The sequence below is a fragment of the Microtetraspora malaysiensis genome (assembly GCF_001528665.1).
Classification (GTDB): domain Bacteria; phylum Actinomycetota; class Actinomycetes; order Streptosporangiales; family Streptosporangiaceae; genus Microtetraspora_A; species Microtetraspora_A malaysiensis.
This window is the reverse complement of the sequence record NZ_BBYJ01000017.1, coordinates 163149-175424: the sequence shown is the minus strand read 5'-3', so window position 1 is coordinate 175424 and position 12276 is coordinate 163149. Positions and strand designations below refer to the sequence as shown.

The following is a 12276-nucleotide window of genomic DNA, read 5'->3' as shown; positions in this document are numbered from 1 at the left end:
TGCACTTTCATGACATCCCTGCTGCTCGTCGAAGACGACGCGGTGATCCGCACGTCGGTCAGCCTGGCCCTGGAACGCTACGGCTATCAGGTGACCACCGCCGCTGACGGGCTGAGCGGCCTGGAGGCGGCCCAGGAGGGCGGCCACGACCTCCTGCTGCTGGATGTGATGCTGCCCAACCTGGACGGCATCAGCTTGTGCCGCAGGATCCGGGAAACCAGTCAGGTGCCGATCCTCATGATGTCGGCCCGCGGTGACGGACTGGACGTCGTCGCAGGGCTGGAGGGCGGCGCCGACGACTACGTGGTCAAACCAGTGGAGCTGCCGGTGCTGGTGGCCAGGATCCGGTCACTGCTGCGCAGGGCCGCCTTCGCCCGGCCGGTGCCCGCCGAACCCACGGCGGGGCAGGCCGTCGCGCTCGCCGTGCTGGACTTCGGCGAGCTGAGCATCGACACCGGCGCGCTGGAGGTACGGCGGGCCGGGCAACGCGTCGAGCTGACCCCGACCGAGCTGCGGCTGCTGCTGGAGTTCGCCGCGCACCCCGGCATCGTGCTGGAACGCGCCACGCTGCTGCGCACCGTCTGGGACTACGGCTGGGACGGCGACAGCCGCGTCGTCGACCTCTGCGTGCAGCGGCTGCGCAAGAAGATCGGCATGGACCGGATCGAGACGGTGCGCGGGTTCGGCTACAAGTTGCGCACGTCATGATGGTGGGCTCGCTGCGGTGGAAAGTGGCGGCACTGATCACGCTGGCCTGCTGTGCGGTCGTGGCCGTGGTCGGGATCCTGGTCCACCGCACGACTCTTGAGCGCTCGATGTGGCAGGGTCAGGGGCGGGCGCTGGAGTCGGCCGCGATGGTTGCCAAGCAGTACCGCGTGGACGCTCCCCCCGAGGGGCCCGCCCCGTGGACCGAACAGATCAAGAGACCGGACGAGCTGCCCGCGCCCCTGCGCGAACGGCTGGCCGTGGAGTCGCCCGTCACCTGGTACGACGACCAGAAGCCCGATCAGCCGTGGATGTGGGCGGCGCAATGGGTGGGCGGGGGGCTCGTGGCCACCTCCACGATGGAGATGGGGTCGGACCTGATCCGGCTGCGTGCCCTCGACCGAGCCATGGTCCGGGCCGCGCTGATCGCGCTCGCCGTGGTGGTGCCGGTCTCGGTGTGCCTGGCCGAGCTGGCCAACCGGCGGCTGCGGCGGGTCGCCCGCACCGCCCGCAGGATCGCGAACGGCGACCTGGACGCCCGCACCGCCCCGGCCTCCCCGCACCGGGGCGGCGGTTTGGCGCGCTGGGGCGGGCGTGACGAGATCACCGATATCTCCGCCGCCGTGGACTCCATGGCGGCGAGCCTGCAGCACCGGCTGCTGGCCGAGCAGCGGTTCACCGCCGATGTCGCCCATGACCTGCGTACCCCGCTGATGGGCCTGGTCGCCGTGGTCGAACTGCTGGAGGAGGGCGAGACGACCGATCTGGTACGCGACCGGGTGCGGGTGCTGCGCTCGCTGGTGGAGGACCTGCTGGAGGTCTCCAGGCTGGACGCGGGCGCCGAGGTCGCCGAGCGGGTACGGGTGCCGCTGGCCGAGTTGGCCGAGGAGTCCGCGGCCCGGGTGGGGGTCGAGGCGCGGGTGCTGGCTTCGGGGGATCCGGTGGCCGAGACCGACCCGCGTCGCCTGGACCGGATCCTCGCCAACCTCGTGCTCAACGCCCACCGCCACGGTGCGCCCCCGGTGGAGATCACGGTCGGGGACCACGTGATCGAGGTCCGCGACCGGGGACCGGGTTTCCCTCCGGAGCTCCTTGCCGACGGCCCGAAACGCTTCCGCACGGGTGCCGCCGAACGCGGCCGCGGTCACGGCCTCGGGCTGACGATCGCACTGGGGCAGGCCCATGTCATAGGCGCCGACCTCACCCTGGCCAACGCCCCCGGCGGCGCCGTCGCCGTCCTCCGCCTCCCCCGCCGGCCGGCGGGCTGATACACAGGCGACGCCCGGCCAATCTGCCACGGCGACTCCGACCGGATCCGGCAGGCATATCGGGAAGGCCAGGAGGATCAACTCGCGACTCTTGGACTTGTCGTCAATGCCGCCGTTTTTTCGAATCGCGGGTGTCGTGCACCAGGGCGTCGGTTGGACCGCCGCCCTGGTCATCGTCGTCGTTCTGATTCCGCTGCGATCAGGAGCGCTGACCGGGCTGGTTCACGATCGCGGCTTCCAACTGCGCGGTCAGGCTCACCGTGCCCGCCTTGAAGGTCTCCTTACTGCCATCGGCCCGCTCGTGTGTCCGGTCCTGCAGCCGCGTCGAGTTGGTGCCCAGATACCGGAAGGTCTGCGGGTCCAGGACGAGCGATTGCCGTGCCCCGTCATCGTCGAGGCTGAACGCCACGCCTCGCCGTCCGTCGGCGACGGGCACGTCCTCGGTCATGGTGATGCCCTTGATCGTGGGCAGCGCGCGGAAGAGCGCGGCCCGCACCTCGGGGGCGAGCCACTGCTCGGAAATGAGCTGGTTGATCTCCATGAAGAGGATCTGCGGCGGGACCTGGCCGTTCAGTTCCTGCGGCCCCCGGCGGTCTTCGTCGAGGATGGCCGCCTTGATCCTGGCGATCACCCCAGCCGGGGTGACAGGAGCATTGGCCAGCGCAGCCGGGTCGAAGACCGCGCTGCCCTGGAACATCAGCTTGCCGCCCTGGTACCAGGCCGACCGCTTGCCGTCCACGCTGGTCCACCGTTCCCAGGTGGCGTGCCGGTCCCGGTCGACGTCGGCTTCGACGCCGTCCAGCTGCAGTTCCTTGGTGTAGAGCCACTGAGCGGGGCCCGGCGCGGGCGTCGGGTCGTTCTCGGCCGCGCCGGCGGCACGCTCGCCCAGCTCGGTCACGCTGGCCACCGTCGCCATGTCCTGCTGGTCCCTGAGCGTCACGACGGTCCCGCCGACGACCAGGGCCAGAGCCGCCGCCACCGCGATCCGCCAGCCGAACCTTCTCGCGCCGGACGTGGCCGACTTGCGTGCGGCCTCCGGTTCGTGGATCGCTGTCATCAGCCGCGCCTTGGCAGCAGTCGCGGCGTTGTCAGTCATCGCCGGGGTGTTCCGGCGAAACTCCTTCAGTTCGTTCACTACTGCTCCTCATCCCCTAGCACGTTCCTGGCCTTCTTCCGCGCCCGGTGCAGCCGTGACCGCACAGTCCCCACAGAGATGTCCAGCGCCCGCGCCACTTCCTCGTACGACATGTCCTCCCACGCCACCAGCAGCAGCACGTCTCGATGCCCGCGTGGCAGCAACGCCAGCGCCCCCGCCAGCTCACGGTCCCTGCCCTGCGCCATCACCCGGCGCGTCACGGTGTCGTCCAGTGCCTCAGGCAGAGGGTCCACACCGGTGCGGCTCAGCGCCCGCAGCAGCCGCTCCTCCTGCCGCCGATGTCTGGCGATCAACGTGGTGGCGATTCCGTACAGCCAGGGCCTGGCCAGCGCGAACGACGTGTCATACGTCCCGCGCCTGCGAAAGGCCGCCAGGAATGTCTCGGCCACGATGTCGTCGGCGGCCTGCGCGCCCAGCCGCCGCGCCGCGTACAGATGGATCTGCTGGGCGTAGCGGTCGAACAGCGCCGCGAACTGCTCTGGGTCGTGCGCCGAACGACGGATCAGTTCTCCGTCGTCGATCTCGACCGTCTCAGCACTCAACGCCTCTCCTTCGTGAGTAGGTATTTCGCTGTGTTGTCTCCCGAAGGGCGTCACCGGGTTCCCCAAAGCCGTGACACGCGGAGATGTGATGCCGCCGCCCGCAGGCGGCCAGGTATATGCGCTACCCCTCGGGTTCCGCTTGCGGAGATGGGCGTACCGGTCGATGCCCATGCTCGGGAACACGCTGCGCGAGATCCTCGGCGAGGACACTGGCCAAGGGCTGTCGTTCCGGATTCCCAACTAGGGCACCGCCGACAGTCCTCCCAGTAGCCGGGCAGGACGATCGACGGTTCACGCCCGCTGTACTGAGCGAGCGCTTCGAGGCCGGCCGGCCCGCGCCCCACCAGTGCGTGATCAGCGGCCGTCAGCCCCGCCCGCCACGGCTTGGCGAGGTGGCAGCGCGCGGCGAGATGTCGGCATCAGGCGGTGGCGTAGTCGGACAGGGCGGGTTCCAGCAGGTCGAAGGCTTGGGTGGCGTCGGTGGCGATGATGCGCGCGATCTGTTCGTTGGGGCGGCCGTCGAGGGTCAGCACCTGGATGCGCTGGAACAGCACGCGGTGCAGGGTGGCCAGCAGTCCGGCGGCGGTCTGGACGGTGATGTCGTCGGGTTCGGTGCCGGTGGCGTCGGCGAGTGCTTGGGCGAGGTGGTGTTCGCGTTGGTCGTGCAGGCCGCGCAGACACGTGGTCAGGGTGGGGCTGTCGGCGACCATGCGGGCGAACTGCCGGCCGGAGAACCCGGCGACCGGGTCATGGGCGGCGACGGCGTCGGCGAACGTGCGGCGCAGCGCGGCCAGCGCTGACTCCCCTGGGCGTCGTGCGGTGACGGCACTGGCCAGGGAGGCGGCGAACTCCTCCTGATGGTCCAGGGCCAGGTCTTCCTTGCGCGGGAAGTAGTTGGTGACGGTCTTCTTGGCGACTCGGGCGGCGACGGCGATCTCGGCGATGGTCGTCTGCTCGAAGCCCTGGGCGATGAACAGCCCGGTCGCGTGGTCGGAGATGAGCTGCCGGGTCTCCTGCTTCTTCGCCTCACGCAGCCCGGTGGCCGGGGCGGATGTCTGGGTAGCCATGACGCAATCTTACCCTCGTAGCATCTTTATGTTGACACCCCCGGACGCCTTGGGCTAAGTTTACGTCCGTCGCAAGTTTGCGACGATGGAACGCCAAGAAATCAAGGGGGACGCCCATGCCCAAGCCCACCCACGACCTCGCCACCCCCACGACCGACCTCGCCCACCTGCTCACGCGACAGCAGCAGCCCAAGCAGCCCGAGCAGCCCGAGCAGCCGCAGCTCCGTGGCATCGAGCTGCGTCGTGCACTCGCCGAACACCGCATCCGCGCACGGCAGCAGCCCAGGGTCGTCCGCACCGTCCCCCGCCGCCGCAGCTACTGACCCCCGCCCCAGCCCCCGCCCCAACACCCGCAAGGAGACCGCCGTGCAGTTCACCGCCTCCACCCTCTCGCTGACCGTTGACGACGTCGCCGCCTCCCAGGCGTTCTTCACCACCCACCTGGGCTACACCGTCCAGCAGGCCGCCGACGGTTTCGCGTCCCTGACGCGGCCCGACGCGGTCGATGTCGTCCTGCTCGTCCGCGGCATCGAGGTGCTGCCTCCCGAGCAGCGCGACCGGCACGCCGACGGCCTGATCCTGGCTTTCACCCTCGACAGCGGCCTGGACGAGCAGGAAAAGCGGCTGCGCGACGCCGGAGTCCAGATCACCCTGCCGCTGCGCCAGGAGCCCTGGGGCGAACGCCTGTTCCAGGTCACCGACCCCAATGGCGTGATCATCCAGTTCGTCGAATGGGTCGCTCCCGAACACCACTGACCCGCCACGGCAAAGGGCCCTCAAGCCCGTCGCCCGGCCCGACCACCGTTCACCCACCACCCGCACCGGTCACGAGCGCCACCTTGTCCGTGGACCGCCTCATTGCCGTGCGCCTGCTTCCCGCGTGTGGTCGACGAGGTCGACGGGGTAGTCCTGACCGAGGTCGGCCGACCGGCTCGCCGGCTCCCACGCGGCCGCCTCCTTCAGCTGGCTGCGCGAGTAGTCCTGCGCCATCCGCACGGCGGCGGCCCCGAGGATCAGGTGGGAGGGCGGGTTCGGGTGCTTGACGACCCGGACCAGGATCTCGCCGGCGCGGCTCGGGATCACCGAGCGCCAGGCCACGGACGCGATCTCCACGGCGACGAGCATGGCCGGGGCGCTGTGGCAGATGGCCGCGCCCGGCACCCGTCTCCGTTCGCTCTACGAGGCCCACCCCGAGCTGACGCATGCACTGGTCGACGTCGAACCTCAACTGACGCGTATCGTGACCGCACTTCTGAGAGGAATGTGCGCGCCCACTCCGGCGACGCGCCCTTCCGTGCCGCCACGAGGTGGCCCTGTTCTCCCAGAAAGCATCCGCGGCCTATAGCCTCCGGAGTCAATCGACGCCTGCGGTCCTCGCACCGATCCTGTCTGCGATGAAGTGAGCGACCTGCACCGGCGATACCTCTGTCGTGTCGATGACCTCCGCCTCACCGCTCAGCCAGGCCACGGCATCGTAGTACTCCGAGATGTGATCCAGGCGCCATTGCCGAGCCCCGCTCTCCACCGTGTCTGCGTCGATCCGATGGGCCAAGGTGTCCGGGTCGGTGTGCAGCACGAAGTGGTGAACGGGGATACCCGCCCGCTCCAGGCCCACGCTGATCTCGGCCCAGTAGCGCTCGACGAGGACCGTTTGCGGGGCGATGAGCACCCCTCCGACATAGTTGAGCAGCTGTGCGGCGGTCTCCACGACCAGGTGGCGCCACGGTGGCCAGTGCTGGAAGTCCCCGAGCCGCGGGAGGTTCGGAACACGCCCCAGCATGTAACCGACATGCTCGGGGTCGAAAAGCCGCGCTTCCGGGATGAGCGCGGCCAATTCCTTCGCGGTGGTTGTCTTGCCGACACCAAAGGTCCCGTTCAGCCAAACAATCATGACGTTGAGCGTATCTGCCGGCCGCACCTTGCCCGGCGAGACCATTCGACTACAGTCCGTCGGGCGATTCCGCATTCCGCCGAGCCTCGCGCTCCGCCCATTCACGACGCTGAGCCGCGCGCTCCGCTGTCACACGCTCATGCAGACTCGGAATCCGTCGCCTCTCATGCCTGATCGCCAGCCGGACCGACCAGTAAATGAAGAAGAAGAACGCCGCTACAAGAACGACCCAGATCACCAACAGAAGCAGGACCTCAGCCGGGCCAACCCCAAACATCTGATCCTCCATATGGGGGGAAGACAAGTGTGCCCCGATCTGTCATTCAACGTCTACCAACCGCTCTGGCCCGGCATGCTTCCCCGGCACGACACGTCACCCGCGGGTCCACGCGCGGGTGACCGTACAGAATCGCCGGGCCCGCGGGCTCAGTAGCCGCCCTGCCTCCAGACCGAAGCCCACGGCGAGCACTTGCCGGTGATCCTGGTGGAGGTGCCCCGGCACACCTTCGCCTGCGCCTTGAGGGCGTATCCGAAATTCACGCTGAACGCGCGCGGCCTCGACGACGAGCAGTTGCGGTACGTGACGGTCCGGTACTTCAGCCGGTCCGACAGCCCCCTCAGCTTCAGCCATGAACATTCACGGGTGCCCCTGGCGTCGTACAGATAGCCGTAGACACGCAGGCCGGAACCGGTGAACGACGCCTTGCCCGCGGCCCACGCCTTCCTGCCGGAGGATCGGTACGGCCCCCAGGGCTGGGGGCTGGACGCCGACGCCACCGAGGTCGCCGAGGCCGGTGCCACCGTCGCGGAAGCGGCGGACGGCAGTGCGGTCCCCACGCCGATGACCACGGCGAGGCCGAGAACAACGGTGCTGCTCCGCATGGAGTTCCTTTCGCAGACGTGATCGGTTACAGATCACGAGTAACCAGGAACCCCTTGCAGAGCACTTAATGGGTGCTTTCACGCAATGTCAGGACATGTCCGCGCAGTTGTTCCGCCCCCGGGAGTCCCTCCGCCATCGCCGCCGCCGCGTCTGAGGGGTCAGGCCGCCGCGGTCGCGGCTTCCACCGGGCGGAACCGCGTGGCCCGCCAGGTCGGCAGCAAGGTCGCCGTGAAGGTGACGGCGCTCTCGGCCCCGGCCCCCGGCGAGCGCGGGCAGCAGGTCCACGACCTCCTCGACAAGGGCGTCGGCCTGCTGGAATGCTCCCGCCGCCTGAGCCCCGCGTTGAACACCGTCAAGCGCTGCGCGCGCATTCCACCTGGCGCAGTTGTCCGGTTCCAGACATGCCGGTTCCAGACCGTAAACGCCCGTTCACCAATTGGCAATCGCGCTTACAGACTGGGCACCGCCCGCGGATCCCCTACCGGGCGCCCTCGAAAGGAATCCCCGTGAAGAAGACCCTCTCCATGGCGGCGAGCCTGGCCATCGCCGCGACCTGTGCCCTCGGCGTGGCGCTTCCCGCGCACGCCGCCGACACGACCGTCACCAACCGGTCGCTGCAGTCGCCCATCGACACCTCTGGAATGGCCCCGCAGACCAAGGCCATCGTCGACAAGATCCAGGCCATGCTGCCCGCTGACTGGGAGTCCCGCGTCAAGGCAGCCCGTGCGAAGTACGGCCTGAACGAGTCGCAGTGGAGCGAGATCAGCAACAGCGTGATCAACCCCGGCGACCACCAGTGCCGGCGGACCGAACTCACGACGTACGCCGACTCTCTCCTCGATGGCGTGCACCCGGGTGTTCTCGGAAACCTCCAGTTCTACGGTGGCTTCGACTGGGCAGCCTTCGACGCGCTGATCGTCGGCGCGGAGTCGAAGTCGAACACCTTCGGCGTCAACGGCGAGTACACCCAGAAGCTCACCGCCGAGATGAAGAACCTCAAGCGCTTCTGGGACATCGACTCCGCGGGCATCCAGCTGGTACCCATGCACGGAGCGGACGTCCTCTCCAGCCCCGAGCGGCTCGGCCACGTCCTCTCCGTGATGTACGGCAATCCCATCGAGGAGGCCCCACGGGAATGGGCGGTCGGCCTGGCCGAACTGTTCATCGGGCTGATCGACTCGGAACCGGTTCTCCAGGGCGGCGCGAACCCGATGTTCACCTTCAACGCCTTCGCCTACAGCGAGAAGGGCGATCCGGAGCCCCTCGGGATCTCCGACCGGATCGTCGTGGGTGACGGCATCCTGCAGGGCATGACCGCGGTGGGTCTGGGCGATGTCGCGCCGCGGGCCATCGTGGGCCACGAGTTCGGTCACCATGTGCAGTTCCAGAAGGATCTTTTCGAGAGCGACCTGACCGGTCCGGAGGCCACCCGCCGTACCGAGCTCATGGCCGACGCGTTCGGGACGTACTACCTGACCCACGCCCGCGGCGAGTCGCTGAACGCGGCCCGGCTCCTCACGTCCGAGAAGTCGTTCTACCAGGTCGGCGACTGCAGCTTCACCAGCCGGGGCCATCACGGCACGCCGAACCAGCGGCTCGCCTCATCCACTTGGGCGGCGAGCGTGGCCGACGACGCGGCGAACCAGGGGCACATCCTGCCGTCGCTCAAGTTCGACGAGCTGTTCGAGGCCAAGCTCCCCGACCTGGTCAAGCCGGACGCCGTCTGACGGCCGCCCCTCCCACCGCAGGGCGATGATCGCCTGAGCGGCCGAAGACCCGCGCGGGGCGGGCCGGATCACGCACCGGCCCGTCCCGCGCGCCCATTGCACAGGCCCGACCAGAGCCGTGGTTCAGAGCCAGCCGCAGCGGCTGGCCTGGACACCGAGCTGGAACCGGGTTCGGGCACCGAGCATCTCCTGCAGGCGGGCGATGCGTCGGGCGACCGTCCGCTCACTCACCCCGAGCTCACGGGCGATCGACTCGTCGGTCAGCCCGGCACTGAGGTAGCTCAGGAGCTGCCGCGCCTCGCTCGTCGGGCTCGCCCCGCTCTCGACGGCCTCACCGGCCGGAGGGAGCGGGACGGCCATCCGCCAGTGCGACTCGAAGACGCCGATCAGCGCATCCAGGAGACCTGACGGCTGGATGACGACGCTGTGGTGTCCCGCGCGGTCCGGCGCGGTGACGGACACCACGGCGAAGCGGTTGTCACAGAGCGCGAGATTCATCGCGAGGTCGGGGAAGACCCGCGCCTGCTCCCCGCGGTCGACGCACTCGTGCGCCAGCTCCAGTGCCTTGGGGTCCTGCAGGATGTTGGCGCTGTACACCACCCGATAGGCGATCCCGCGGGCCATGGCCTTCAACGCGTCGGTGTCGATCTCCGGCTCACGATCGCCCCCGCCCACCGGCCCTATCCACAGCGCACGCACCTCCGCCACGGCCTCGTCATGGACCCGTCGCTGGATCGCGTCACTGTTGTGGGATGTGTCGACGACCTCGACATAACTCGATCCCGAAGTGTGATCGAGCCAGAACCGCGACAGGAGCGCCGCGCTGTCGTGAGCGATCCGGGCTTCGCGCGCGCGTCGTTCGGCGACGGCCTCCAGCGCCGCGCGAGGCGGCTGGGCGGTCAGCCTGTCGTCCGTGCGTGACACCAGACCGATGTCGCTGAGCTCGGTGACCGCGTACTGGAGCCCGTCGACAGGTGCCCCGGCCAGCGTCGGCCGGTCGCCGAGCTCGGTCAAGGTCTGCGGCCCCTTTTCCACGAGCGCGAGGTAGGCAGCCTCCGCCGTCGCGGAGAGGCCGAGAGCCTGCAGCGGGCGCATTTCGGCCTGCACCTCCTCCTGCTCCTCGCGCTCGCGCTCCGCCTTCGGTTCGGCCCGGTACGCCTCCTGAGAGTCCCGTTCAGCTTCCTGGACGCGTACGTCGGCGTCTTCCCTGCACCGGTTGCCGATCGCCTCCAGGAGAGGCTCCATGCGGTCGCGGCCGAAGCGCAGGAACACCGGCCCGGCAGGGCCGTGCTCGCGCAGCATCCGCAGCCCGGTCGCCACGATCGGGATCTTCCGGTCGTCGAGGTGGTAGCCGGCGCGCTTCGGTTGTCCCTCCCAGTGCCGACGGGTGAGTTCGGCCAGCTGCCGAACGGTGTTGTCCGGGTTGCGGGCGCCGACCCTGTTGAACACCAGCAGCACAGGCGGGTGCGGCACATCGCCGTACCGACCTTCGGATGCGGGCCAGCGGGTGCGCCACATCGGCCGCTCGGTGCCGTCGGTGTCCTTGACCTTCCGCTGGAAGAACCGCATGTACTTGTCGATCTTCGCGGCGATCTCCTGCGCGGTCTCGTGGCAGTTGTCGACCTCGATGAACAGCAGCGGCACCCCGGCCTCGGGTGCGGTGAGCACGATGTCGGCCTGGGCACTGCCCCGGCCCGGCGTGGTCCAGGTCCCGGCGGTCGGCAGTGGGACCCCGGTGGCGTACGAGGCGATGGTGCCGATCCCGTCCGGCGCGTCGACGGCAGCCTGAGCGGCCGCGCGGGCGTCGGCCGGCTCATCCGCAAGGAGGGCCAGGTCCGGCTTCGGGCGCAGCATCGCGATGACGGTCTCGTTCACAGCCATGGGGTGGGAGGCCCCGCTGCTGCCCGCGCCGCAAGCGGTGCCGTCCATCTCCCCTATCGGCCGTACCAGCTCGTAGGAGGCGGCCTCCAGACCCTTGGCGGCCAGGTTCCGCAGGACGTCTCCATCCTTGGTGCGGCCGCCGTTCTCAGTCAGGCCGTGTTTGCGCAGGTCGGCGAGCGCCCCCAGATGCGAGGCGGTGCGGGCTGCCTTCCGCTCGGACGGCGTCTTCTTGTCGGTGTGCCGGTAGGTCAGGTGGGGCAGCGCGATCCGCTGAATCTGGTCGACCGTGGCCACCTTCAGCACTCCGAGCACGCGCAGCACGTCGCCGCGCAGCGGGTTCGACGATCCCGCCGGATTCGTCTTGCGCTTGCCCGCCATCAGTCCCTCCTTTTCCCCTGTCGCGGCCGGTTCCGGCCGAACGCCCGTCCGGGCAGGGCGGGACACCCCGCTCGGCCGTCGAACCCGATGTTTTTCTTACGCCACGAACACCGAACCCTTCAAGGGCGATGACGACGGCGCGCAGCGGTAAATCTCCTTGGTGACCGAGGGTTTTCCCTCCACTGGCCTGCCGGGCGTCCAAGTGGGTCCCGAAGGAGGCTCCCAAGTGGCCGACACAGGAGGCGGTGCCGGCGTGCCCGCTGTCAGGGAGTTCGTCAGCGTTTTCCTGCGGCGTACCAGATTCTGCTGCGCAGGTCGGCGCCCCTGATCACCTGGACGCGCCACGGCTCCAGTCGTAGGAGGTGCAACTCTGGGTCGCCGGGCCCGCCGCGCCAGAAGTTGCCCAGGTCGTACCCGGCCCCCTTCGGGCTCGTACGCCGGTAGAGCTCCCACACATGGCGCTTGGTCTCCGGGTCGTCGACCCAGGTGGCGACGGCGTCGATGCTCACCGCGTTCTGCCGCGGCGTCCAGTAGGAGAACGTGGTGTGCGGGTTGCCCGCCAGGTGGGCGGCCTTGACCGGTGTCCTGTACGTGGCGAGCCAGCCGAGCGGGCCGCCCTCAAGCGTCTCCCAGACCGGGATCAGTACTCGTGCGCGGGGCCGTCCCTTCTTGTCGACGGTGGTCATGGTCGCGTACACGATGTCGCCGATGTAGGTGTCGAACTGGTTCTTGATCTCGGTGAACGAGGTCACGTGCGTGGCCAACGCTCTCTCCTTCC

General features: G+C 69.2%; 15 protein-coding genes. 6 read left to right on the top strand and 9 right to left on the bottom strand.

From position 1 onward, the window contains the following. The first annotated feature begins 9 nt into the window (after positions 1-9). Positions 10-708 carry a two-component system response regulator CseB gene (gene cseB / locus AWQ71_RS22385; RefSeq protein ID WP_067136251.1) on the top strand — a complete coding sequence of 233 codons (699 nt, stop codon included), beginning with the start codon at positions 10-12 and terminating at the stop codon, positions 706-708. A gap of 23 nt (positions 709-731) precedes the next feature. Further along, complete coding sequence (locus AWQ71_RS22380) at positions 732-1973, top strand: sensor histidine kinase (protein WP_245658413.1); 1242 nt, start codon at positions 732-734, stop codon at positions 1971-1973. Between the two features lie 199 nt (positions 1974-2172). Here AWQ71_RS22380 and AWQ71_RS22375 read toward each other — a convergent pair whose 3' ends face one another. The 3 genes from AWQ71_RS22375 to AWQ71_RS22365 form a co-directional block, all read right to left on the bottom strand. Next, a complete protein-coding gene (locus tag AWQ71_RS22375; protein WP_067136248.1) occupies positions 2173-3108 on the bottom strand; it encodes a CU044_5270 family protein in 936 nt (311 codons plus the stop codon). Beyond that, positions 3108-3671: an RNA polymerase sigma factor gene (locus AWQ71_RS22370; RefSeq protein ID WP_067136247.1), complete on the bottom strand. Its 564-nt coding sequence runs from the start codon at positions 3669-3671 to the stop codon at positions 3108-3110. The genes AWQ71_RS22375 and AWQ71_RS22370 overlap by 1 nt, the downstream gene beginning before the upstream one ends. Before the next feature lie 419 nt (positions 3672-4090). Beyond that, a complete protein-coding gene (locus AWQ71_RS22365) occupies positions 4091-4738 on the bottom strand; it encodes a TetR/AcrR family transcriptional regulator (RefSeq protein WP_067136245.1) in 648 nt (215 codons plus the stop codon). Positions 4739-4854: 116 nt separating this feature from the next. Between AWQ71_RS22365 and AWQ71_RS22360 the strand changes: the two genes are divergently transcribed. Together AWQ71_RS22360 and AWQ71_RS22355 are read left to right on the top strand one after the other, a co-directional pair. Further along, a complete protein-coding gene (locus tag AWQ71_RS22360) occupies positions 4855-5061 on the top strand; it encodes a hypothetical protein (protein WP_067136243.1) in 207 nt (68 codons plus the stop codon). Between the two features lie 43 nt (positions 5062-5104). Beyond that, positions 5105-5494 (top strand): VOC family protein, encoded by a 390-nt coding sequence (locus AWQ71_RS22355; protein ID WP_067136241.1) that lies wholly within the window; start codon positions 5105-5107, stop codon positions 5492-5494. A 99-nt stretch (positions 5495-5593) separates the two neighbouring features. On the opposite strand, the gene AWQ71_RS43950 is transcribed toward AWQ71_RS22355, so the two are convergent. Further along, positions 5594-5899 carry a hypothetical protein gene (locus AWQ71_RS43950; RefSeq protein ID WP_067136239.1) on the bottom strand — a complete coding sequence of 102 codons (306 nt, stop codon included), beginning with the start codon at positions 5897-5899 and terminating at the stop codon, positions 5594-5596. Between AWQ71_RS43950 and AWQ71_RS44665 the strand changes: the two genes are divergently transcribed. Then, positions 5862-6083 carry a hypothetical protein gene (locus AWQ71_RS44665; protein WP_369407211.1) on the top strand — a complete coding sequence of 74 codons (222 nt, stop codon included), beginning with the start codon at positions 5862-5864 and terminating at the stop codon, positions 6081-6083. The genes AWQ71_RS43950 and AWQ71_RS44665 overlap by 38 nt on opposite strands. Before the next feature lie 9 nt (positions 6084-6092). Here the strand turns inward: AWQ71_RS44665 and AWQ71_RS22345 are convergent, their stop codons facing one another. The 3 genes from AWQ71_RS22345 to AWQ71_RS42725 all read right to left on the bottom strand — a co-directional run bounded on the left by AWQ71_RS22345 (position 6093) and on the right by AWQ71_RS42725 (position 7883). Further along, positions 6093-6674, bottom strand: a complete 582-nt coding sequence (locus tag AWQ71_RS22345) for a P-loop nucleotide/nucleoside kinase family protein (RefSeq protein ID WP_245658412.1) — start codon at positions 6672-6674, stop codon at positions 6093-6095. A 381-nt stretch (positions 6675-7055) separates the two neighbouring features. Then, positions 7056-7511 (bottom strand): hypothetical protein, encoded by a 456-nt coding sequence (locus AWQ71_RS22335; RefSeq protein ID WP_067136235.1) that lies wholly within the window; start codon positions 7509-7511, stop codon positions 7056-7058. Positions 7512-7670: 159 nt separating this feature from the next. Continuing rightward, entirely contained in the window at positions 7671-7883 is a 213-nt protein-coding gene (locus AWQ71_RS42725; RefSeq protein WP_067136233.1) for a hypothetical protein, read from the bottom strand. A gap of 135 nt (positions 7884-8018) precedes the next feature. Between AWQ71_RS42725 and AWQ71_RS22325 the strand changes: the two genes are divergently transcribed. Beyond that, on the top strand, positions 8019-9239 hold the full coding sequence (locus AWQ71_RS22325) for a neutral zinc metallopeptidase (protein ID WP_067136231.1): 1221 nt from the start codon (positions 8019-8021) through the stop codon (positions 9237-9239). A gap of 123 nt (positions 9240-9362) precedes the next feature. Here the strand turns inward: AWQ71_RS22325 and AWQ71_RS43325 are convergent, their stop codons facing one another. Further along, on the bottom strand, positions 9363-11498 hold the full coding sequence (locus tag AWQ71_RS43325) for a replication-relaxation family protein (RefSeq protein ID WP_067136229.1): 2136 nt from the start codon (positions 11496-11498) through the stop codon (positions 9363-9365). A 275-nt stretch (positions 11499-11773) separates the two neighbouring features. Further along, entirely contained in the window at positions 11774-12262 is a 489-nt protein-coding gene (locus AWQ71_RS22315; protein ID WP_067136227.1) for a pyridoxamine 5'-phosphate oxidase family protein, read from the bottom strand. Between the last annotated feature and the right edge of the window lie 14 nt (positions 12263-12276).

What these genes read in the sequence shown, in the direction of transcription:
- cseB (WP_067136251.1), top strand. Translation starts at nt 10, where the DNA reads ATGACATCCCTGCTGCTCGTCGAAGACGACGCGGTGATCCGCACGTCG.
- AWQ71_RS22365 (WP_067136245.1), bottom strand. Translation starts at nt 4,738, where the DNA reads ATGGCTACCCAGACATCCGCCCCGGCCACCGGGCTGCGTGAGGCGAAG.
- AWQ71_RS22360 (WP_067136243.1), top strand. Translation starts at nt 4,855, where the DNA reads ATGCCCAAGCCCACCCACGACCTCGCCACCCCCACGACCGACCTCGCC.
- AWQ71_RS44665 (WP_369407211.1), top strand. Translation starts at nt 5,862, where the DNA reads ATGGCCGGGGCGCTGTGGCAGATGGCCGCGCCCGGCACCCGTCTCCGT.
- AWQ71_RS22345 (WP_245658412.1), bottom strand. Translation starts at nt 6,674, where the DNA reads ATGGTCTCGCCGGGCAAGGTGCGGCCGGCAGATACGCTCAACGTCATG.
- AWQ71_RS22335 (WP_067136235.1), bottom strand. Translation starts at nt 7,511, where the DNA reads ATGCGGAGCAGCACCGTTGTTCTCGGCCTCGCCGTGGTCATCGGCGTG.
- AWQ71_RS42725 (WP_067136233.1), bottom strand. Translation starts at nt 7,883, where the DNA reads ATGCGCGCGCAGCGCTTGACGGTGTTCAACGCGGGGCTCAGGCGGCGG.
- AWQ71_RS43325 (WP_067136229.1), bottom strand. Translation starts at nt 11,498, where the DNA reads ATGGCGGGCAAGCGCAAGACGAATCCGGCGGGATCGTCGAACCCGCTG.